A 22,888-nucleotide genomic window follows, 5' to 3' on the forward strand; every position below is an offset into this window, starting at 1 on the left:
CATGGAAACCCGAGCCCATCATGTATTGATCGGCCTGTTCACCGTAATCATCGTGGCCGGCGCCTTGCTGTTCGGCCTGTGGCTGGCCAAGTCCAGTGTCGACACGGAGTTCAAGGATTATGAAGTCGTCTTCAACGAGGCCGTGAGCGGCCTGTCCAAAGGCAGCGCGGTGCAATACAGCGGGATCAAGGTCGGCGATGTGGTGAGCTTGCGCCTGGACCCCGACGATCCCCGCCGGGTGCTGGCACGGATTCGCCTGGGTAGCGACACCCCGATCAAGGAAGACACTCGGGCCAAACTGGCACTGACCGGCATTACGGGCACCTCGATCATCCAGCTCAGCGGCGGCACCCCCAAAAGCCCGGAACTGCAAGGCAAGGACGGTCAATTGCCGGTCATCGTCGCCTCGCCGTCGCCCATCGCACGGTTGCTGGACAACAGCGAAGACGTGATGAGCAGCATCAACCGGCTGCTGTACAACGCCAACCAGATGCTGTCGCCGGAAAACGTCGAACGCCTGAGCAAGACCCTCGATCATCTGGAACAAACCACCGGGGCCATTGCCGACCAGCGCGGCGATATCCGCCAGGCCATGCAACAACTGGCGGTTGTCGGCAAACAGGCCGGTGCCGCCATGGAACAAACCGCCGCGTTGATGCGTAACGCCAATGGCCTGCTCAATGACCAGGGCAAACAGATGTTCGGCAGTGCCGAGCACGCCATGAAATCCCTGGAGCAGAGCACGGCGACCATCAACACGCTGCTGAGCAGCAATCAGGACGCATTGAACAACGGCATGCAAGGGCTCAACGGCCTGGCACCGGCCGTGCGCGAACTGCGCGACACCCTGAGTTCGCTGCGGGCCATTTCACGTCGCCTCGAAGCCAACCCCGGCGGCTACCTGCTGGGCGGCGACAATGACAAGGAGTTCACACCATGAAGGGTGTCTACCGCACTTTTGCCCACGGCACGCTGCTCGCAAGCCTGGCACTGACCAGCGCCTGCTCGATCCTCCCCAAACCGGAGCCACAGGATATCTATCGCCTGCCTGCGGCCCAGGATAGCGCGCCGTCGACCCACGCCAATCCGGTGCGCTGGTCGCTGAAGGTTGCCAAACCACAGGCAGGTGACGTGCTGAACAACGCCAAGATCGCCGTGATCCCGCAAGGTGACCTGATCAGCAGCTACAAGGCTTCGCGCTGGAGCGACACGACACCGATCCTGCTGCGCAACCGCCTGCTCGACGGTTTTGCCCAGGACGGTCGAGTAGGCCTGCTGAGCACCGACGACAGCAACTTCCAGACAGACCTGGAACTGGGCGGCAACCTGCAAGCCTTCCAGACCGAATACCAGGGCAACCATGCACAGGTGGTGATTCGCCTGGATGCATTGCTGGTGCGTGGCACCGACCAGCGCATCCTCGCCAGCCGGCGCTTTGAAGTGCGCCAGCCATTGAACGATGTGAAAGTGCCCGCCGTGGTGAGCGGGTTCGGCCTGGCCGGCGATACGCTGACCAGGCAGGTGATTGCCTGGACCGTGGAGCAGGGGCAGAAAAACACCCCGGCAAGACCCTGACCCGACGGGTGATTCCGGCTCAGCCAAAGAACCAGTAGCACACCCCGATCGCGCCCAGCACGCCGGCGAGTTCCGCCAGCAGGGCGCAGCCCACGGCGTGCCGCGCGCGCTGGATGCCCACGGCGCCGAAGTACACCGCCAGCACATAGAAGGTGGTTTCGGTACTGCCCTGAACCGTCGCCGCGACCAGTGCCGGGAAGCTGTCCACCCCCGACGTTTTCATGGTTTCGATCAACATGGCCCTTGCCGCGCTGCCCGAGAACGGCTTGACCATCGCCGTCGGCAGGGCGTCGACGAAGCGGGTGTCCCAGCCAGCCCACTCCACCAGATGACGAATCCCGTCCAGGCCGAAGTCCAGCGCGCCGGAGGCCCGCAGCACACCCACCGCACAGAGCATCGCCACCAGGTACGGCAGCAGGTTCTTGGCCACGTCGAAGCCTTCCTTGGCACCCTCGACGAATGTTTCGTAGACCTTGACCTTGCGCAGTCCGCCGATCACCAGAAACACGATGATCAGCCCGAACAGCGTCAGGTTGCCAAGGATCGACGACAGGCCGGCCAGCGCGGTGGCTGAGAGCGTCGCCAGCAAGGCCATGAAGGCACCCAGTACCAGCGCACCCGGAATCAGATAAGCCAGCACCACCGGGTCCCACAGGCGCAGACGCTGCACGAACGCCACCGACAACAGGCCGACCAGGGTCGAGCAACTGGTCGCCAACAGGATAGGCAGGAACACCAGGGTCGGATCGGGCGCGCCTTGCTGGGCGCGGTACATGAAGATGGTCACCGGCAACAGGGTCAGTGACGACGCGTTAAGCACCAGGAACAGAATCTGCGCGTTACTGGCCACCGTTGCACTGGGGTTGAGCTCCTGCAACGCCTTCATGGCCTTGAGCCCGATCGGCGTGGCGGCGTTGTCCAGGCCCAGGCCGTTGGCCGCAAAGTTGAGGGTGATCAGGCCGATGGCCGGATGGCCGGCCGGTACTTCCGGCATCAGGCGCAGGAACAGTGGCCCCAGGGCCTTGGCCAGCCATTCGACGATACCGGCCTTCTCGGCGATTTTCAGAAAGCCCAGCCACAGGGTCAAGGTGCCGAACAACAGCACCATCACTTCGACCGACAGCTTGGCCATGGCGAAGATGCTTTCCACCATCGCCGCGAAGATCCCAGCATTGCCACCGATCAGCCACTGCGCCAGTGCCGAAACGGCCGCCACGACGAAAAAGCCAAGCCACAGGCCATTGAGCATCAGTCAAATTCCCCCAAAAGATGCGCGAATGATAGCGGGGTGGGCAGAAACGACAAACCCCGGATTTCTCCGGGGTTTGTGGGCCGGACGCAAAGCGTCCGGGGGATGCATTCCCACGCAGGGCGCGGGAACGATCATGTAGGCGAACTCAGTTGCTGGAAGTCTCGCCGGCCGGCAGCTTCTCTTTGCTGCGCCAGTGCGGCAGGGAGTTCCAGTAGCGCTGGCCCTTGGCATCGTCGTACATGCCTTCCCAACGCGCGATAACCAGTACGGCCAAGGCGTTGCCGATCACGTTCAGTGCGGTACGAGCCATGTCCATGATGCGGTCGACACCCGCGATGAACGCCAGGCCTTCCAACGGAATACCCACGCTGCCCAGAGTGGCCAGCAGCACCACGAAGGACACGCCCGGTACGCCGGCGATACCTTTGGAGGTGACCATCAGGGTCAGTACCAGCAACAGTTGCTGGCTGATCGACAGGTCGATGCCGTACAGCTGGGCAATGAAGATTGCCGCGATGCTCTGGTACAGGGTCGAACCGTCGAGGTTGAACGAGTAACCGGTCGGCACCACGAAGCTGCAAATGGCTTTCGGCGCACCGTAGGCTTCCATCTTCTCGATCACGCGCGGCAGCACGGTTTCCGAGCTCGCGGTGGAGTAGGCCAGCACCAGCTCATCCTTGAAGATGCGTATCAGCTTGAGCACCGAGAAACCGAACAGGCGTGCGATCAGGCCCAGAACGACAAAGCCGAAGAAGGCAATGGCGGCGTAAACCAGGATCACCAGCTTGGCCAGCGGCAGCAGGGACGCGAAGCCGAAGTTGGCAACGGTCACCGCGATCAGTGCGAATACACCGATCGGCGCGTAGTTCATGATCATGTGAGTGACCTTGAACATGCTTTCCGATACGCCCTGGAACATCTTCACCAGCGGATCGCGCAGGTCGGACTGCAGGCTCGACAGACCGAGGCCGAACAGGACCGAGAAGAAGATGATCGGCAGCATCTCGCCACGCGCCATGGCAGCAAAGATGTTCGACGGAATCAGGTTGAGGATGGTTTCGACGAACGCATGTTCATGCTGAACCTCGGCCGCCGTCGCCTGGTACTTGGAAATATCCACAGTCCCCAGGGTGCTCATGTCGATGCCCGAGCCCGGGTGGAACAGGTTGGCCAGCACCAGACCCACCAGAATGGCGATGGTGGTGACGATTTCGAAGTAAATGATGGTCTTCAGACCAATGCGCCCGAGCTTCTTCGCATCACCCACGCCAGCGATACCAACGATCAGCGAGGAGATCACGATCGGGATCACGATCATCTTGATGAGACGGATAAAGATATCGCCCGCCGGTTGCAGGACGTTGCTGATCCACCAGGCTTTTTCCGCACTGAAATGGTTGAGCACTGCGCCGATTGCTATACCCAGGACCAGACCGATGAGGATCTGCCAGGCGAGGCTAAGCTTTGCCTTCTTCATATCATTACCCTTACTTGCGTTTGACTCGGGCAGATGCACGAACTGGAACGCTCAATGGCGGAAAAGTTTGAGCATCTACCCCCGTATAAGGTGCCCCGGAACGCGTGTATACGGCTCTCTGGCAGGCGAAAAAAGGCGCAACTATTCCGATGCAAGGACACCGCGTCTAATGCCGTAAACGCCTACCCTATGCCGAATCGGCATGAGTTTTTTCAAACAAAACGGCCGTCCCAACCGGTTCGAATACGACATTTCGGCAGGCATAAGTGCCGTGAACCGGCCATCGCAGAGGAGAGTGGTTGTTTTTTGATCAGCCGAATGTGGGCAAAAAAAACAGAATTTCCCTACTCGCAGCGACGAAAAATGACCGGAAATTAATCTTAAAAATCTCGATATACGGTCACTTGGAAACACTGCGAAATGCTTTGCCAGGCAGATGCAGGAACAATTACCCGATAAATATCCCTGGATCGCTCTAGGACAGTGCTTTGCACTTGTGAGCGCGCCGCCTGTTCACCACCTTGCAAGCGATTGGCGAACAGACGGCGCAACTTTGCGTTGCCTGACCCGGTCCTTTCGCGGGCACTCCCTGTACCCGTAGGTCACTCCGATCCTGAAACAATCAGAACGTCCCGGCCCCCTGGTCATGCGCGCACCGTCCTCGGGTGGGCGCAAAGGAAAGAGACCCTGTTGATCCCTTTCGGTATTCAAACTGGCTGCATGTTCCTGGCAATGTCGCCCCGCGGGGCGGCAGGCTGCGCCTGGCAGCAAGTCCTCGCGATCAGCCTCGACCACCGCGACGGCCAACGAAGAAGGACGCGATGAACATCACCAGGAACACGACAAAGAGAATCTTGGCGATACCCGTGGCGGTGCCCGCGATACCACCGAAGCCAAGTACGGCAGCGACAATGGCAATAATCAGGAATGTGATTGCCCAGCTCAACATGATGATTCTCCTTACACGTCTATTAGTGGTGCTGCCTTACCCGATGTGTGAAACGCACGTCCGGCCTGCTGCCTAGAACACCCAACGCTCCTGGGGCGGCCCCTTGAACTCAGGCCGAGCCTGGTCAATCTCCATCATTCGCCTGGAAGTCGCGTCAGGCAGGTGACTGCTGACGGCGCTGGAACGGGGCGAGGCGATATGCAGGGTTGGTGCGATGCCTGCATCCGGCTGCTGACTGTGCTCCCAGCGCAAGAACTGCTGGCCTCCGATCAGGGTGACCACCAACGCAAGCACGATGGACAGCCCCTGTTGGATACACAGCGGCAAGAGTCGCAATGGGGCGCCACGTTGGCGATTCATCCTGATGCTCCTCCCACACGGGTGGTGATGGGTTTGCGGGTGCTGTGTCATGAGCGACCCGGATCAACCAGAGCATTGCAGCCGGCATGCCAGCTTCTTTTCAGTTAAAAATCCAATAAAATCAGATAGTTATAAATAAGCCCAGAATCCGTTTGAGCGCATCCTGCACGATGCGCGAGGGTCGCTCGTGCGATATGCACGATCGGCCTGAGGCAAATGGAAAATTTTTGGAATGTATGGGGCGGTGCAGATGTCAGAAAAGGAGGCAGGACAACCCAACACCCGTGAATGGGCAGCAATACCTGACAAAAACGTACGCTTATTGATGAATTGCGCAGATATCGGCTTCGCTTTGATCAGAAGCGACCAGAATGAATCATGCAACTTGCCTGATTTCTCCGGGACTAAATCAAGATCACTCACTCAAGGAGCGCAGGAAAAATGGAATTCGCCAACGAGCATCAAGGCCGCATCCTGCTGGTGGACGATGAGGCCGCCATCCTGCGCACCTTCCGCTACTGCCTTGAAGACGAAGGCTACAGCGTCACCACTGCCAACAGCGCCGCCCAGGCCGACCTCCTGCTGCAGCGCCAGGTCTTCGACCTGTGCTTCCTCGACCTGCGGCTGGGCGAAGACAACGGTCTCGACGTGCTGGCGCAAATGCGCATCCAGGCACCGTGGATGCGCGTGGTCATCGTCACCGCGCACTCAGCCGTGGACACCGCCGTCGACGCCATCCAGGCCGGTGCCGCCGACTATCTGGTCAAGCCTTGCAGCCCGGATCAACTGCGACTGGCCACCGCCAAACAGCTGGAGGTTCGCCAGCTTTCGGCACGCCTTGAAGCCCTCGAAGGCGAACTGCGCAAACCTGGCGACGGCCTGGATTCCCATAGCCCGGCGATGAAAGTCGTCCTGGAAACTGCGCGCCAGGTTGCCAGCACCGACGCCAATATCTTGCTTCTCGGCGAGTCAGGCACCGGCAAAGGCGAGCTGGCACGGGCCATCCATGGCTGGAGCAAGCGCGCGAAGAAGTCCTGCGTCACCGTCAACTGCCCGTCCTTGACGGCCGACCTGATGGAAAGCGAGCTGTTCGGTCATAGCCGGGGAGCGTTCACCGGGGCCAGCGAAAGCACCCTGGGCCGGGTCAATCAGGCCGATGGCGGCACACTGTTCCTCGATGAGATCGGTGATTTTCCTTTGACCCTGCAGTCCAAACTGCTGCGTTTCATTCAGGACAAGGAATACGAGCGGGTCGGTGACCCGGTGACCCGTCGCGCCGATGTGCGGATTCTCGCCGCCACCAACCTCAACCTCGAAGACATGGTCCGCGACGGGCGCTTCCGTGAGGACCTGTTGTACCGGTTGAATGTCATCACCTTGCACCTGCCACCGCTACGTGAACGGGCAGAGGATATTCTGGCCCTGGCCGACCGCTTCCTCGCCGGATTCGTCACAGAGTACGCCCGGCCGGCCAGAGGGTTCAGCGACGAGGCACGCGAGGCGCTACTGGGATACCGATGGCCCGGCAACATCCGTGAACTGCGTAACGCGGTCGAACGGGCGAGCATCATTTGCCCGCAGGAGCGGGTGGAGATCAGCCATTTGGGCATGGCTGAGCAGACCACCAACAACGCTCCGCGAATCGGTGCCGCGTTGAGCCTGGAAGAACTGGAGAAAGCCCATATCGGCGCGGTACTGGCCAGTTCCGGCACCCTGGACCAAGCCGCCAGGACTCTGGGCATCGACGCCTCGACGCTGTATCGCAAACGTAAACAGTACAATTTGTGAGCCGCCCCTTATGAAGCTGGCGATAAAGTTGCGCACGCGACTGTTCCTGAGCATCTCGGCATTGATGACCGTCGCCTTGCTCGGGCTGGTGCTCGGGCTGGTCAGCGTGATGCAGATGGCCAACAATCAGGAGGTGCTGGTTCGCGACAACTTCATCACCCTGGACCTGGGCCTGAAGCTGCAACAGACCTTGGGCGAGCAACGGGTCATCATGCTCGACGAAAAGCCCGACCTTGAAGCGCTGCACGCATCAGAGCGGCACTACGTCGAGCTACTGGACCAAGGCATCGCCCATGAGAACAACCTCGATACCGACCACCACGGCTTCCAGCAGGCTCGCAATGACTACCGGGCGCTCCTCGAAGCCTTCCGTCACGCACAGGAACCTCCCGCCATACTCAGCGGCAATCAGGCACTCACCGAAAAACTCGACCTCCTGCGCAACGGCCTGATTGCCGAACAGAAACGGGCACTGGAGCACATCAGCAGCACTCAGCACGATGTCCGTCAACGTGCGTTGCTGGTCGCCGGCCTGCTTGGCCTGGTGGCGCTGGCGGTGCTGATCGTCGGTTTTGTCACCGCGCACGGTATCGCGCAACGCTTCGGTGCCCCCATCGAAGCGCTGGCCAAGGCGGCGGACGACATTGGCCAAGGCAATTTCGACGTTACCCTGCCGATTTCCCCGGCCGCGGAGATGATCCAGCTGACTCGGCGCTTCGGCCTCATGGCCGAAGCCTTGCGCGAACATCAGGCAACCAACGTCGACGAACTGCTCGCCGGCCAGCAACGCTTGCAGGCGGTGCTCGACAGCATCGACGACGGCTTGTTGATGATCGACCGCCAAGGGCATCTGGAGCACTTCAACCCGGTCGCGCAGCGCCAGCTGGGCTGGGACGACGATCGCCTGGGCCAGGGCCTGGGCGCCGCGCTGCAACGTCCGGAGCTTGATGAGCAACTGCAACGGGTGCTGCACGGCGGTACGCTGGAGCGCGCACCTGAAGACCTGAGCATCGAAGTCGACGGCCAATCGCGCCTGCTGAGCTACAGCCTGACCCCCGTCAGCCATACCGAAGGTCATATTCTCGGCGCGGTGATGGTGCTGCACGACGTCACCGAACAGCGCGCCTTTGAGCGGGTGCGCAGCGAGTTCGTACTGCGCGCCTCCCATGAACTGCGCACGCCGGTTACTGGCATGAACATGGCCTTCGGTTTGTTCCGCGAACGAACGCACTTTGCCGAACAGACGCGCGAAACGGATTTGCTGAACACGGTCAATGACGAAATGCAGCGTCTGGTGCAGTTGATCAACGACCTGCTGAACTTCTCGCGCTATCAAAACGGCCTGCAAAAGCTCTCCCTGGCGGCCTGCAACGTCGATGACCTGCTGGAGCAAGCGCAAGGGCGCTTTGCCGAACGAGCCAATGAACACAATATCGAGCTGCTGGTGGAGCTACAGGCCCCGATGCCACGGTTACAGGCCGATCAGGCGCAACTGGAGCGCGTGCTGGACAACCTGATCGACAATGCCTTGCGCCACACCCGCGCCAACGGGCAGATACGCTTACAAGCCCGTCGCAATGGCAAACGGGTGATTATCAGCGTCGAAGACAATGGCGAAGGCATCGCCTATGGCCAGCAGGGGCGAATCTTCGAGCCGTTTGTCCAGGTCGGACGCAAGAAAGGGGGCGCAGGGCTTGGCCTGGCCCTGTGCAAGGAGATCGTGCAACTGCACGGTGGCCGCATCGGCGTGTATTCACGGCCGGGGCAGGGGGCTCAGTTTTACATGGCATTGCCGTTGTGACTGCCCCCCCCCCGCGGTTAGAGCTTCAGACCGCAGCGCGTTCTACTGTTACCAACTCCCATAGGGGATACCAAAACGTTCGACGTAGCGCTTGGATGAGGCGGATTGCGGGGTGTAGCGCCCCTGAAATTTCCCCTGGTCCGGTCCTAAAGGCTCGATATCCACCTGCACTCGGTCGGTTTTAATGGGGCGTCCACATTCATCCCGCACCCAGATTTGAATAATCCCACCTGGGGCCAACCCCACATTCATCAACGACAGCAAGTACGCCGGCTCGTCCGGTCGCTCCGGGCAACGGCGCATTGTGGCCCGGCGCATAATGCGCCGGGTTTCTTCCGAGATCTCGATCCAGCCCTTGTAGGTGGTTTGATTGGCGTTGGATTGCCAGCGAACATAAATGCGCCTGGGCAAATCTGCGCCGGTCACCGGCCTGAGAGACACCCCTAGACCGCTCCAACCTTTTGCCACCTCGGTACCGTCATCCCAGTCGCTGCCTGCGGCAGTATTACCTGCGATATTGCGAAACAACATTCCTTGTATGTCCTCTACGGCAGACGTCTCCACCCACACTTTCATATGGGCCGGCTCGACGAAATCGATATGCCATGAATCGTCCTTCGGATCGTTGGCCCCGGAAAGCGGATCAATGGGCTGACAGCCGCTGAGCATCATGAATAACCCCAGCAGTACAAAAAGCTGTTTCATCAGTGTGCGTCCTTCATGGCGTATGGGGGTGTTGCACCCGATTACGGTCTGGTGTCGGGGCATTGAGATAGGTCAGCGCGAACGTTCCAATGCGCGGTCCAGCCAACGGGTCGGGGTTCCAGTGAGCCGAAGCATGGATGTAACTGCGCTTGAGCAGCGTTTCCTCAGCGGGTGTAGTGCTGTAATCGCCAGCGATAAAGCGCTCACCCAGTGCTTGAAGTGGTGGTGGTAATTCGTAGATGGCCTGGTGAACATCCAGATCGTCGAAGTCCACTCCACGTGCACGCGCCAACCCATACATCACCCGCAAGTACACCCGCGACAAACCAGCGCTGACCGTGCGCTTGAGCCGCAACCCGGCGTACACCCGCTTCTGCCGAGGGGCTAGACGGTCCTGCGGGTCCGCCGGCAGCAGGACCGGCTCGGGAGTCACGATGAACAACATCGCCAACGGCCAGCCCTGGGCCTGCCATCGGGCCTGCGCCTGCAAGGCATCGCGGTAAATGGAGGTGTTTTTAACATCGACGTACACAGGCACATCCAGCGCTTGCATCGGGCCAAGCATGACCTGCTCTTCGACTTCATCCCGATAGCCGCCTCCCACATCCGAATGGGCACCGGGCAATAGTATTTCCGAGTGCTCCGGGCCGACTCGCTGCAAGGGAAAGTTACTGCGGTACTCATCTCGAGCGGCCAGTTGCACCACCCGAGGGAACAACTCCGGGGGCAAGTGCAGTTGCAAGCCGGGGGCAGAAGCACTGCGTACATAGCCCAGGTTACGCAATCCACCCACTGCCGAAACCGTATCGAACAGGCCGATAAAACCCACCTGCACGCCATGACCGTATTGCTTGGTGAACCCGGCCGTGAATACATTCGGTACATTCAGGGCCGCTCGCAGGGGGCCATTGGCGGCTTTCGCCAACAGGTTGGCAAAGTGCCGCGCTGCGGCGGCGCCACGACTAAAACCGAATACATCGAAGGTCAACTGACCAATTCGCATGGCGGGGTAGTCATCACGGAATAGCTGAACCGCAATTCGAGCCTGATTAAATGCGTAATCCACCCGCGCCTCGACGCCGGTTTCTCCTCGGCCGATGCCCGAGCCAATAACACTGTCCTTGGCGCCTGCCTGAGTACCTATCCCCTCTACAAGGATCTTCTGGAATGCTTTTCTTTTCTCCTGGATAACTTCCCGTTTGCTGGAGCGTTTATAAAGATCAAACAGCTTTTTGATGTTAGTGAAGTCATTGCCATAACTACTGTTCGCATCGCGCATGTACGGTTTGCAACTACCATCCAGATCCTCTGGAGCAATCGGGTGGTGCGCACCGCAGCGAATGCCCTGCTCTACATTGGCAGGGTTGTTGCCGGTGCCATCGAAAAACACCCCAATGCGCAAGGTGACGTTCACCCGCTGCCGCTCTTCCTCCCTCTGCTCCCAGGCTTCTTGACGGCTACGCGCCTCCTCATGTTCCCAGGCCTTCTGCCTGGCGAGCTGTTTAGCCTCAATACGAAGGTCAGCAGCGGCGTTTCCAGCTTCACGGACCAAACACTGCTGACAAAAACAATTTTGTATTCTCACAACGGTTTTCCTTCCCCGATTAACCATCCATTCACGAGCGCTCAACCATGAAGCGATTCATACGTGACGGGGGGAAGTTGCTCCTATGAGCATGAGCATAGATATCAGTCGCGGACTGTTTTCATGTAAGAAAAAACTGTGTTTTGAGTATGTATGACTATTCTGAAAGCCAGGTTCAGGCCTCGTCATCGATACGCCGCGGCGCCCGTCGGCGGCCGCGGGTCACCAGCTCGATCAATTGCATCGCGCTCAGGGCCTGGGCAAACAGCCAGCCCTGACCGTAATTCACCCCTTCACTCATCAGCAACATGGCCTGGGCTTCATGTTCGATGCCTTCGGCGATGACGGTGAGCTGCAGGGCATGCGCCATGCGGATGATATGGGGAGCCACGCCGCTGCTCGCGGCGTCATGACCCAGTGCATCGATGAACGCCTTGTCGATTTTCAGGCAGTCCACCGGCAGGGTTTGCAGGTAGGCCAGACTGCAGTAACCCGTGCCAAAGTCGTCGATCAGCACCTGATGCCCGGCATCGCGCAAGGCTTTCAGGTTCTGGCGTGCGACCGCCACGTCGATCAAGCCACGCTCGGTGACCTCAAACGCGATCTGCCGCGCCGCCACACGATGCAACGCCAGCAGGCGGGCCATGACTTCGCCGACTCTGGGCACCATCACATCACAAGCCGCCAGGTTCACCGAGATATACAGCTGCGGGTTGGCGCGCAGCAGTTGGCCGAGCTGCTCAAGCAGGCGCTGCAAGACAAAATCGGTGATCTGGCGTATCTGCCCGGTGTTCTCCGCCATGGGAATGAACAGGTCCGGACTGGTCAGCGTGCCGTCCGGTCGACGCCAGCGCAACAAGGCCTCGGCGCCGACACACTGGCGGCTGCGCAGCTCAAAGATCGGCTGATACAACACCTGCAGTTCGCCGCGCTTGAGCGCGCCCTGCAACTCACCGCCCATTGACTGTCGCTGCCGGGCCAACAGATACACCACCGTGCCGATGCTCAGTCCCGCCACCAGGCTTGCCGACACCAACCACCACCACAGTGCCGGCAAGCTCATGCGGGTGCGCGGAGAGATCAATACCAGTTGGTACTCGGGATTGTTGGTCGGCATCCGATAGATCAGCCGGGTCCGGGTGATCTGCAACGGTTCATTGCTGAACGGTGACCAGGGCTCAGTCAGTGGCCAGGTTTGTGGCGCGCCAAGCACCGGAACCGCCCGGGTACCATGATCGAGGATCACCAACAGGCTGCTGCCCGGCGACAAGTCGACCATGTCGGTCAAATGCCCGCGCGACGTCGCCACCCGAAAGTTGCCGCGCCCGAGCATCAATGCCGCGCGATTTTCATCCGGTTCGGTCGACGTATTGAGCCAATAGCTGTAGGTCGGGCCCTTGATGTCGGGTGGGCGGATGGCCGAAAGCGATTCCTGATGAGGGCGGTTTGAGCAGAACTGTGTCTTGTCGATGTAGGCTGCTTCATACACGAAGCGGTAGTTGAAACTCACCTGTTGCAGGATCGTGAACATTTTCATGTCACAGCCACGCAGCGGTTGCGCCTCCAGGTCATCCAGGCCTTCGCGCAATTGGCCGAACAGTTGCTCCAGTCGCTCAAGGAAACGCTCACCCTGGGCGTTCATCTGTTCGCTTTCACGCAGCTGGACCTGACGCAGCGCCAACCCCAGGCTACCGGCCAGCAACAAGGCCGCGCTGAGCGCAGCCGCCAGCATCGCCAAAGACCAAGGGCGATGAAACCAGTTACGCAGGGTCTCTCGAGCAGCCGCCATCATTGAACATCCGAAGGATTACCAATGAGTTATAGCTACTGATTGAGGGTTGGCCCCTACCGTCGAGCGGGCGTCATTATTTTGTCTGATTGAGTACTTGCAGGATCGCAGCACTTTGCGCGTCTGGCGTACCGTCGAAGCGCGATGGCCGGAAGCGCATCTGGAAGGCCGCCAGCACATGCCGGGTGGCGACATCCAGCTCGCCGGTCTGCGGCGTCGTGTAGCCCAGGCGCGTCAGTTGCTCCTGAAACCAGCCGATGCTCGGCAACCGTGTCGCAAACACCGCTTGCTGACGGGCGACTGCCTGCTCGTTCGGCCAGAGCGCCACACCGGCTTCGGCCAGGCGCTTCCACGGGAACAACGGGCCCGGGTCGAGTTTGCGCAAGGGGGCGATGTCACTGTGGCCGATCACCTGGCGAGGGCTGATGCCATGACGCTTGTTGATGTCCTTGAGCAGGACGATCAGCGACTGCACCTGGGCTTCGCTGTAGGGATACCAGACGCGCCCGCTCGGCGTATCGCTGAAGCCCGGATTGACGATCTCGATGCCGATGGAGCTCGAGTTCAGCCAGGTACGCCCTTGCCACTCGCTTTCACCGGCATGCCAGGCGCGATAGTTCTCATCCACCAGCTTGTAGATGGTCGCGTTTTTATCATCACCGACCAGGTAATGACTGCTGACCTCGCCATGGGTCAACAACGCCAGCGACTGCGCCAGCGACGCGGAGGTGTAATGCATGACGACGAACTGCACACGGTTGTCGTAATTGGCCGAAGGGTGGCTGGTATCGTAACGAGGACCACTGGCGCAACCCGCCAGGACAAGAAAGGACACGAGCAAAGTAATGAATTTCATGGCAGTGACAGTACGCTGAAGACAGTAATGCAACAGTGTAACGTACCGCCCTGTGCCTGAGCCGCTAAAAGCGCCGGATTAAATAAAATGGAACAATTGCCGTCAGGCTGGCTCAACGCGATTTCGTCCGGCATTTTTTGCCCGATATAGCGCCTGATCGGCTCTCTTAAGCACCAGATCGCTACGTTCTCCCGGCTTGAACGCCGTCACACCGATGGAAACCGTAATGGTCACCGGTTCGCCCTTGAAGTGAAACGGGCAGGCTCCGATGGCCGCTCGCAAGGTTTCCAGCAGGTTCACACCCGCTGCCAGCGATGTGTCGGGCACCAGCAATACAAACTCTTCGCCACCAAAGCGGGCAATGAAGTCTGAACCTCGCAGGCGCTTGCGCAGCACCGTTGCGATGATTTTCAGCACCTTGTCGCCAGCCAGGTGGCCATAGTTATCGTTGATGCGCTTGAAATGATCGAGGTCGAGCATCGCCAGCAACAAGGTCGTGTCGTGCTGTTGCCACCGGGCCACTTCATGCTCCAGGCGCTCGCTCCAGGCAGCCCGGTTCGGCAAGCCGGTGAGCGGGTCGACCAAGGCCTTCTGGCGCTGCTCTTCCAGGTGTTCGCGATAGCCCTGGGCTTCCTGCTCCATGCTCGCCACCCTTTGCGCCAAGCCTTGCAGGCGCGCTGCGACTTCCTGCTCACGCTCGTCGCGCTGCTGCTGGTGCTGGTCCAGGGTGCCGAGCAGGCCCTCGAGGTGGTTCTCCAATACGCGCTTGAGATCTTCCAGGTCTGCCGCGTCCTGCATGCTGCTGTGCAAGCCGTCGACCTGCTCACGGAGCTGCGTGTCCATCTCGCGAGCGGCCGAACGGTTGTCCGCGTGCCCGTCACTGGCCGCTTGCAGGTTGCTCTGGAAGGATTCCAGGCGCTCATTGAGTTGCTTGAGGTACACCTCGAACTCATGCTGGCCACTGTCGGTGATCGCCAGCATCAACACCGCAAGATCATCGAGGATCGGTAGCAGTTCGTACCAATTCAACCCGTTTCTCAGCCGCACGCGCATGGCCTCGGCTTGCGGGCGGTGGCGCTCGGGCAACGACAGATCGTCCAGCAACCCCAGCAGCGTGCCTTCGATGTGCTTGGCCACCGAGCTGTAGGACGGCTCGGGCGAATCCGGGAGCGCATAAAGCGCGTCCGGTTCGTAACACTCAGGATCCATTTCGGCGTGGATGTGTGCCATGGCTGGAGACAGGGGAAGGCTGTCGACCAATGGCGTGGTTTCGAGCTCGGGTTGCGGGGCAGGCGACGCTTCCCGCTCGTCCAGGACTGCCAGGTCCTGATCCGCAGCCTGGATCGAATCGTGTCGAGCTTGCGGCGCCTGTTCAAACGCGGCCACTGCGAGCGCTGGCGATTCCTCGATCGGCTCAGGCCCGGACTCCACCACGACGGCGGTCGATGCTTCCGGAGCCCGCTGCGCGATCGGCACTGTCACAGGCTCAGGCGTCATGCCAACAGCAGGCACTGGCTGGGTCGAACCGACCGGCTGCTCTTCGACGTTCTCGTCACGCCCCCCAAACAGACGCTGCAACAACCCTGGGCGGTCAGGTTCATCAGGGCTCTCCAGCACACTGAGTGCCTGGCTCTGTAACTGACTCAGTTCACCGAGCAGCAAGGGAATCTCGCGGGCCTGGCTGACGCGCCCGTCCAATTGCTTGGCGAAGGTCTTGAGCGGTCGACTGACCTCTCGCGGCAATGGCAAGGCCTGGAGTTGCGCGACCAGTGCGCTAAGCGCCGAGCCGATCTGATCAACCCGGGTTTCGCGCCGCTGCTCGGAATCCAGCACGGCTTTTTCCAGACGCGGCAGCAACGCAGCCAATCCGGCATCCATTTCATTGGTGCGGATGACTTCACGCATTTCCTTCATGCATTGGTCTACCGCACGGTCGGTCCCCTCGGCAGCCAGCGTACTGCGCACCAGCCCACGACGCAGCAAGTCGAAGCGGGCATCCCAGCGACGCTCGAGTTTTTCCTGCTGTTCGATACTTTTGAGGTACTTCTCTTTCCAGCGGTTTGCTTCGTCGCTCATTCAGGGGTTCCGCGAAGGGCAGGACTCAACGCGGGCAATGCATCGGCCGTGAGCGAACCCGGCAGACGAATCTCTACCGCGACCGGCAGGTGATCGGAGATGGGTTGCGCCAGCACTTCGACCCGTTCGAGCGTCAGGGTCGGACTGAGCAGAATATGGTCCAGGCAACGCTGCGGGCGCCAGCTGGGGAATGTCGCTTCGACTTGCGGTGCAAGCAGGCCCAGGTCGCGCAAAGGCGAGCTTTGCAGCAGATCGCTGGCATGGGTGTTCATGTCGCCCATCAGCACCTGGTGCTTGTAGCCACCGATCAACTCGCGAATGTAGGCCAGCTGCAGACTGCGAACCCGGGCACCGAGCGCCAGGTGCATCATCACGACGACCAGCGCCTCGGGCCCCTCGCCAAACCGCACGAGAATCGCACCCCGGCCCTTGGGCCCAGGCAGCGGGTGATCCTCAATCTGCCAGGGCCGCATCCGGCTGAGCACACCATTGCTGTGCTGGCCGAGACGACCCAGGTTTCGATTGAGTTGCTGATACCAGTAGGGGAAGGCGCCAAGCTGGGCCAGGTGTTCGACTTGATTGACGTAGCCGGAACGAAGGCTGCCGCCATCCGCTTCCTGCAAGGCGACCAGATCGTAGTCGCCCAGCAGGTTGCCGATCTTTTGCAGGTTGTCGGCACGCCCGGTGTGCGGCAGCAGGTGCTGCCAGCCACGGGTCAGGTAGTGCCGATAACGCTCGGTACTGATGCCCACCTGGATGTTGAAGCTCAGCAGGCGCAGACGACTGTCCGCGGGCAAGCCCGAGGGCTCCAGATGATGCTCGTTGACCTGCGGATCATGCAGGCCAACGACGCGCTCAGTACCCCAACGACGCATGGCGTGCGCCGCTTACTTAGCGGCGCGCTCCTTGGCGATCAGTTGGTCGGCCACGCTCAGCGCACCTTCAGGGCCACCGGCGGTGCCGAGGTCAAGGCGGTACTTGCCGTTGACGACCATGGTCGGTACACCGGAGATCTGATAGGCCTGGGCCTTCTTCTTGGCGTCTTCAACCTTGCCTTTGACGGCAAACGAGTTGTAGGTGCTCAGGAACTTGTCCTTGTCGACACCTTCGCCGGCCAGGAACTCAGCCATTTCTTCCGGGGTAGCGAGCTTCTTGCCATCGTGGACGGCTTCGAACACGGCCTTATGAACCTTTTGCTCCACACCCATGGCTTCCAGGGTGATGAACAGCTGGCCGTGCACGTTCCAGATACCACCGAACATGGCCGGGATACGCACGAAGTTCACATCGGCCGGCAGTTTTTCAGCCCACGGGTTGATGGTGGGCTCGAACGCATAGCAATGCGGGCAGCCATACCAGAACAGCTCTACCACTTCGATCTTGCCGGGCACAGCCACCGGAACGGCGCTGCTCAGTTCGACATATTGTTTACCGGCTTCAAGCGGTTCAGCAGCCTGGGCGGTGACGCCGAACAGGCTGGCAGTGACGAGTGCGGCGCTGAGAATCAGATTACGCATGCTTTACTCCTGGGCAAATTGGCTCGCCTCGCGCGACCTGCATTCTGTCAGGCCATGGCGGGCATCAGTTCTCTAGTGTAACGGCAGCGGCCACAAAAAAGGGCGGCCTAAGCCACCCTTTTTATGTTCGCATCGAAGGATTAATCGAGCGTTAACGTTGTGCGGGTTCAACCCCCCGCGTAACGCCCGCTCGACGGACCTTAGTGCAGGCCCTGAATGTAGCTGGACACCGCTTCGATGTCTTTGTTGCTCAGCTTGGCTGCAACGCTTTGCATGATTTTCGCGTCACCGTCGTTGGTACGGTTACCTTCACGGAAATCGGTCAGTTGCTTGGCGGTGTATTGAGCGTGCTGGCCACCCAGGTGCGGGAAAGCAGCTGCCGCGTTGCCGGCGCCGTTAGGCGAGTGGCAACCGGTGCACGATGGCATGCCCTGCTCCAGCTTGCCGCCGCGGAACAACTCTTCACCGCGAGCCACGACTTTCGGGTCTGCCGCGCCGACGCTGCCTTTCTGGCTGGCGAAGTAGGCTGAAATGTCAGCCAGGTCCTGATCGCTCAGGTTGGTCAGCAGGCCGGTCATCTCCAGAACGGTGCGCTTGCCCGACTTGATGTCGTGCAGTTGCTTGTTCAGGTAACGCTCACCCTGACCCGCCAGTTTTGGAAAGTTTGGCGCCATGCTGTTGCCATCCGGGCCATGGCAAGCACCACATACTGCGGCTTTCGCCTGACCAGCAGCAGCGTCGCCCGCAGCATGGGCGCCACCTGCGATGCCCAGGGTCAACAGCAGACTCACGACTAATTTGTTCATCAGCTAATCCAACTACGGCTAAGGGTTAAAGAGTTATGGACCGGGATCACTCGCTCATCCACTGGATGATTGCCTGGTAATCCTCGGCACTGCAGTCCATGCACAAACCACGCGGCGGCATCGCCTTGAAACCCTGGGTCACGTGTTGCACCAGCGTCTCCATACCTTGCGCCAGTCTTGGCGCCCAAGCTTCCTGATCGCCCTTTTGAGGCGCCGTCGGGAGTTGGCCGGAATGACAGGCTCCACAAACACGGTTGTACACAGCTTCCGGATCCTGTGTAGCCTGCGCGCCATAAAGCGGCATCAAGACGCCGGCAGCTAGCAGCCATTTCGTCATAAAACGACCTTTTCAGGGTTGAGAGCGTGCTGCGTTCTTATGCGCAATCAAGGTCAATCGCTCTCGTGAACTTCATCCTACGCTGGGACAAAGCGCACACAAAATCTGCGGCATTATATACTGGCGTCACTGAAACGGAAACGACGCAGCTCTTTGCGACCATTCTCGGCACCGCCCACATCGGAAATCCCATGCAACTCAAGAACCCCATCCTTGGTCTGTGCCAACAGTCCACCTTCATGCTCAGCGCTGCCAAAGTCGATCAATGCCCTGACGACGAAGGCTTTGAAGTGGCCTTCGCCGGGCGTTCCAACGCCGGCAAGTCCAGCGCGCTGAACACCCTGACCCACGCCAGCCTGGCGCGTACCTCGAAGACACCGGGTCGCACGCAGCTGTTGAACTTCTTCAAGCTAGACGAAGATCGGCGTCTGGTCGACCTGCCGGGCTACGGTTACGCGAAAGTGCCGATCCCGTTGAAGCAGCACTGGCAGCGCCACCTGGAAGCCTACCTGGGCAGCCGCGAGAGCTTGAAGGGCCTGATTCTGATGATGGACATCCGTCATCCAATGACCGACTTCGACCTGTTGATGCTCGACTGGGCTGTCGCCAGCGGCATGCCGATGCACATTCTGCTGACCAAGGCCGACAAACTGACCTACGGCGCGGCGAAGAACTCACTGCTCAAGGTTCAGGCGGAGATCCGCAAAGGCTGGGGCGAAGCCGTGACCATCCAGCTGTTCTCGGCCCCCAAGCGCCTGGGCCTGGAAGAGGCCTACACGGTATTGGCGGACTGGATGGAGCTGGCGGACAAGGGCGCTGAAGAGGCCGCCGAGTAACCGGGAACCTCGCCGCGCGACGCTCAAGCGAGCCTGTTTTAAGGCCGCAGGAGCGACGCGCAGGCAGTTTTCAGGCAAAAAAAACCCCGAACTACATATGGGGAGGGAGTAGTTCGGGGTCTAAGTTCCGGACCGCTAGGGCGGGGTCCAGATATCTGCCAACACTTAACACAACATAGGAGCATCGAAGGGCTTCACCACCCATTCAGTAATTCTGAGTGGGGGTTCACGGTTTAGTTCCGGCCAGTTTCAAAATCGATTGGAATAAACCAAGATTTTTTCGAGCTAACAGCCCTTCGCCTGCGATGGCCGCGACACTATGCCGCGGCCAATGGCGCCTCAAAACGGCTTAATGAGCCTCATCCCAGTTGTTTCCGACACCGACGTCCACCAGAAGTGGCACATCCAGGGCCGCCGCGCCGCTCATGTGCACGCGGATTTCCTCGCGAACCTGGTCGACCAGGTCCTCGCGAACCTCCAGCACCAGTTCATCGTGTACCTGCAGGATGACTTTGGCGTCCAGGCCGGAAGCCGTCAGCCAGTTATCCACCGCCACCATGGCTTTCTTGATGATGTCTGCCGCCGTGCCCTGCATCGGCGCGTTGATCGCTGTGCGTTCGGCGCCAGCGCGCTCCTGGGGTTTGTTGGAGTGGATCTCGGGCAGGTACAGGCGACGCCCGAACAGGGTTTCTACATACCCTTGGTCCGCCGCCTGGGCGCGGGTGCGCTCCATGTACTCGCGAACGCCGGGGTAACGGGCAAAATAGGTGTCGATGTAGGCCTTGGCCTGCTTGGTATCGACGCCAATGTCCTTGCCGAGCTTCTGTGCCCCCATGCCGTAGATCAGACCGAAGTTAATCGCCTTGGCACTGCGACGCTGGTCGGACGTGACGTCCTGGAGCTCAACCTTGAATACCTCGGCGGCCGTGGCCGCATGCACGTCCAGGTTGTTGCGGAAAGCATTGAGCAGGCCTTCGTCACGGGACAGGTGCGCCATGATCCGCAGCTCGATCTGCGAATAGTCCGCCGCCAGCAGTTTGTAGCCGCTCGGGGCGATAAAGGCCTGGCGGATGCGCCGGCCCTCGGCGGTACGCACGGGAATGTTCTGCAGGTTCGGATCGCTGGAGGACAGGCGCCCGGTGGACGCCACCGCCTGGTGATAAGAGGTGTGAATCCGCCCGGTGCGCGGGTTGATCTGCTCAGGGAGACGGTCGGTGTAGGTGCTCTTCAGTTTGCTCATGGAGCGGTACTGCATCAGCACCTTGGGCTCTTGGTAGTCATCTTCCGCCAGCTTGGCCAGCACCTCTTCGGCGGTGGACGGCTGGCCCTTGGCGGTTTTCTTCAGCACCGGATAGCCGAGTTTTTCGTAGAGGATCGCACCCAACTGCTTAGGCGAGCCGAGATTGAACTCCTCACCGGCAATGTGAATGGCTTCACGCTCCAAGTCTGCCATCTTGTTGCCCAGCTCGATGCTCTGCACCCCCAGCAGCTCGGCATCCACCAGCGCGCCCTGGCGCTCGATGCGCGCCAGCACCGGCACCAACGGCATTTCGATATCGCTCAGCACGCTGGCCAGGCTCGGGATGGCGGTCAGCTGCTGGTGCAGGGCCTGGTGCAGCCGCAAGGTCACATCGGCGTCTTCAGCGGCATAAGGCCCGGCCTGCTCAAGGGCGATCTGATCGAAGGTCAGCTGCTTGGCCCCTTTGCCCGCGATGTCCTGGAAGCTCACGGTGGTGTAGTCCAGGTACTTCTGCGCCAGGCTGTCCATATCATGGCGGGTGGCGGTGGAGTTGAGCACATAGGACTCAAGCATGGTGTCGAAGGCAATGCCGCGCACAGTGATGCCGCAGGCTGGGTCGCCACCGATGGCGCAGTTGGCCAGGATATTCATGTCGAACTTGGCGTGCTGGCCAACCTTGAGCTTGTCCGGGTCTTCCAGCAGCGGCTTCAGGGCACGCAGGACGCTGTCGCGATCCAGCTGGTCCGGCACACCTTCGTAGGCGTGAGTCAGCGGAATGTAGGCCGCTTCAAAAGGCTGCACGGCGAAGGACAGGCCCACCAGTTGCGCCTGCTGGGCGTCGATGCCGGTGGTTTCCGTGTCGAAGGCAAACAGCTTGGCGCCATTGAGCTTCTTCAGCCAGGCGTCGAAACGGGCCTGATCGAGGATGGTTTCGTAGCGCGCCTCAACGACCACAGGCACTCTGGCTTCGGTCTCGGTGGCACTCAACAGATCAGCCACCGGCTCAGGCTGGGGAGCGGCACTCAGCTCAAGACGCTTGGCATCGCGTTGCAGCTCATCGAACCAGCTCTTGAATTCAAGCAGGGTGTAGAGCTCCGCCAGTTTTTCGCGGTCCGGCTCGCGCAGGTGCAAATCGTCCAGCCCCACGTCCAGCGGCACGTCGACCTTGATGGTCGCCAGTCGATAGGAGAGGAACGCCATCTCCTTGTGCTCTTCGAGCTTGGCCGGCAGGGTCTTGGCCCCGCGAATCGGCAGGGTCGGCACGATATCGAGCTGTGCATACAGCTCGGTCAGGCCGCCATTGACGCCCACCAACAGGCCGGACGCAGTCTTCGGGCCAATCCCCGGAACGCCCGGAATGTTGTCGGAGGAATCGCCCATCAACGCCAGATAGTCGATGATCTGCTCGGGAGCGACGCCGAATTTCTCCTTCACGCCAGCCACGTCCATCGCGCTACCGGTCATGGTATTGACCAAGGTAATGTGCCCGTCGACCAGCTGTGCCATGTCCTTGTCGCCCGTGGAGATCACCACCGGGCGGTCAGCGGCCGCGCTGCTGCGGGCCAGCGTGCCGATCACGTCGTCCGCTTCAACGCCTTCCACGCACAACAGCGGGAAGCCCAGGGCAATCACGCTGGCATGCAGGGGCTCGATCTGCACACGCATATCGTCGGGCATGCTCGGGCGATTGGCCTTGTATTCGGCGTACATGTCGTCGCGAAATGTCCCACCCTTGGCGTCGAACACGACGGCGAACGGGCTGTTCGGGTACTGCTTGCGCAGACTCTTGAGCATGTTCAGCACGCCCTTGACCGCACCGGTCGGCAGGCCTTTGGAGGTAGTCAAAGGTGGCAGCGCGTGAAAGGCGCGGTACAGGTATGAAGAACCGTCCACCAGGACGAGGGGGGCTTGGCTCATGAGCAGGATCAACCTTTTCGGC

Annotated in this window: 19 protein-coding genes; 5 read left to right on the forward strand and 14 right to left on the reverse strand. The window is 60.4% G+C overall.

The genetic code is table 11. From position 1 onward, the window contains the following. The first annotated feature begins 1 nt into the window (after position 1). On the forward strand, positions 2-940 hold the full coding sequence (locus CKW25_RS24610; RefSeq protein WP_095083414.1) for an MlaD family protein: 939 nt from the start codon (positions 2-4) through the stop codon (positions 938-940). Continuing rightward, complete coding sequence (locus CKW25_RS24615) at positions 937-1,575, forward strand: ABC-type transport auxiliary lipoprotein family protein (RefSeq protein WP_095083416.1); 639 nt, start codon at positions 937-939, stop codon at positions 1,573-1,575. Before CKW25_RS24610 ends, CKW25_RS24615 begins: the two co-directional genes overlap by 4 nt. 19 nt (positions 1,576-1,594) lie before the next feature. Here the strand turns inward: CKW25_RS24615 and CKW25_RS24620 are convergent, their stop codons facing one another. From CKW25_RS24620 to CKW25_RS24640, 4 genes are all read right to left on the reverse strand, one after another. Then, the gene (locus CKW25_RS24620) at positions 1,595-2,824 is read right to left on the reverse strand and encodes a nucleoside recognition domain-containing protein (protein WP_095083418.1); all 1,230 of its coding nucleotides are present in this window, start codon (positions 2,822-2,824) and stop codon (positions 1,595-1,597) included. A gap of 148 nt (positions 2,825-2,972) precedes the next feature. After that, complete coding sequence (gltP, locus tag CKW25_RS24625) at positions 2,973-4,304, reverse strand: glutamate/aspartate:proton symporter GltP (RefSeq protein ID WP_095083420.1); 1,332 nt, start codon at positions 4,302-4,304, stop codon at positions 2,973-2,975. Positions 4,305-5,085: 781 nt separating this feature from the next. Then, positions 5,086-5,253, reverse strand: a complete 168-nt coding sequence (locus CKW25_RS24635; protein ID WP_095083424.1) for a DUF1328 domain-containing protein — start codon at positions 5,251-5,253, stop codon at positions 5,086-5,088. Positions 5,254-5,325: 72 nt separating this feature from the next. Continuing rightward, a complete protein-coding gene (locus CKW25_RS24640) occupies positions 5,326-5,613 on the reverse strand; it encodes a hypothetical protein (protein WP_095083426.1) in 288 nt (95 codons plus the stop codon). Between the two features lie 441 nt (positions 5,614-6,054). On the opposite strand from CKW25_RS24640, the gene algB reads away from it, so the two are divergent. Together algB and CKW25_RS24650 are read left to right on the forward strand one after the other, a co-directional pair. After that, positions 6,055-7,401: a sigma-54-dependent response regulator transcription factor AlgB gene (gene algB, locus CKW25_RS24645; RefSeq protein ID WP_095083428.1), complete on the forward strand. Its 1,347-nt coding sequence runs from the start codon at positions 6,055-6,057 to the stop codon at positions 7,399-7,401. Between the two features lie 10 nt (positions 7,402-7,411). Next, the gene (locus CKW25_RS24650) at positions 7,412-9,202 is read left to right on the forward strand and encodes an ATP-binding protein (RefSeq protein ID WP_095083430.1); all 1,791 of its coding nucleotides are present in this window, start codon (positions 7,412-7,414) and stop codon (positions 9,200-9,202) included. Between the two features lie 48 nt (positions 9,203-9,250). Here the strand turns inward: CKW25_RS24650 and CKW25_RS24655 are convergent, their stop codons facing one another. The 9 genes from CKW25_RS24655 to CKW25_RS24695 form a co-directional block, all read right to left on the reverse strand. Beyond that, positions 9,251-9,907, reverse strand: coding sequence for a DUF2931 family protein (locus tag CKW25_RS24655; protein ID WP_095083432.1), 657 nt, complete (start codon positions 9,905-9,907; stop codon positions 9,251-9,253). A gap of 13 nt (positions 9,908-9,920) precedes the next feature. Beyond that, positions 9,921-11,537, reverse strand: coding sequence for a DUF2235 domain-containing protein (locus CKW25_RS24660; protein WP_256578023.1), 1,617 nt, complete (start codon positions 11,535-11,537; stop codon positions 9,921-9,923). Between the two features lie 130 nt (positions 11,538-11,667). Further along, positions 11,668-13,284: an EAL domain-containing protein gene (locus CKW25_RS24665; RefSeq protein WP_095083436.1), complete on the reverse strand. Its 1,617-nt coding sequence runs from the start codon at positions 13,282-13,284 to the stop codon at positions 11,668-11,670. A 73-nt stretch (positions 13,285-13,357) separates the two neighbouring features. Then, complete coding sequence (locus CKW25_RS24670; RefSeq protein WP_095083438.1) at positions 13,358-14,137, reverse strand: N-acetylmuramoyl-L-alanine amidase; 780 nt, start codon at positions 14,135-14,137, stop codon at positions 13,358-13,360. A gap of 102 nt (positions 14,138-14,239) precedes the next feature. Continuing rightward, positions 14,240-16,213 carry a GGDEF domain-containing protein gene (locus CKW25_RS24675; RefSeq protein WP_095083440.1) on the reverse strand — a complete coding sequence of 658 codons (1,974 nt, stop codon included), beginning with the start codon at positions 16,211-16,213 and terminating at the stop codon, positions 14,240-14,242. Further along, positions 16,210-17,088 carry an endonuclease/exonuclease/phosphatase family protein gene (locus tag CKW25_RS24680; RefSeq protein ID WP_095083442.1) on the reverse strand — a complete coding sequence of 293 codons (879 nt, stop codon included), beginning with the start codon at positions 17,086-17,088 and terminating at the stop codon, positions 16,210-16,212. Before CKW25_RS24680 ends, CKW25_RS24675 begins: the two co-directional genes overlap by 4 nt. A 12-nt stretch (positions 17,089-17,100) precedes the next feature. Next, entirely contained in the window at positions 17,101-17,730 is a 630-nt protein-coding gene (locus tag CKW25_RS24685) for a thiol:disulfide interchange protein DsbA/DsbL (protein WP_095083444.1), read from the reverse strand. A 200-nt stretch (positions 17,731-17,930) separates the two neighbouring features. Further along, positions 17,931-18,536: a cytochrome c gene (locus CKW25_RS24690; protein WP_095083446.1), complete on the reverse strand. Its 606-nt coding sequence runs from the start codon at positions 18,534-18,536 to the stop codon at positions 17,931-17,933. A 46-nt stretch (positions 18,537-18,582) separates the two neighbouring features. Next, entirely contained in the window at positions 18,583-18,873 is a 291-nt protein-coding gene (locus CKW25_RS24695) for a cytochrome c5 family protein (RefSeq protein WP_095083448.1), read from the reverse strand. Between the two features lie 191 nt (positions 18,874-19,064). Here CKW25_RS24695 and yihA point away from each other — a divergent pair, with 191 nt between their 5' ends. Next, positions 19,065-19,709, forward strand: coding sequence for a ribosome biogenesis GTP-binding protein YihA/YsxC (yihA, locus tag CKW25_RS24700; protein ID WP_095083450.1), 645 nt, complete (start codon positions 19,065-19,067; stop codon positions 19,707-19,709). Positions 19,710-20,058: 349 nt separating this feature from the next. Here yihA and polA read toward each other — a convergent pair whose 3' ends face one another. Continuing rightward, complete coding sequence (gene polA, locus CKW25_RS24705) at positions 20,059-22,866, reverse strand: DNA polymerase I (RefSeq protein ID WP_095083452.1); 2,808 nt, start codon at positions 22,864-22,866, stop codon at positions 20,059-20,061. Positions 22,867-22,888 lie beyond the last annotated feature (22 nt).

The sequence above is a fragment of the Pseudomonas sp. Irchel s3h17 genome, from assembly GCF_900187505.1.
Lineage (GTDB): Bacteria > Pseudomonadota > Gammaproteobacteria > Pseudomonadales > Pseudomonadaceae > Aquipseudomonas.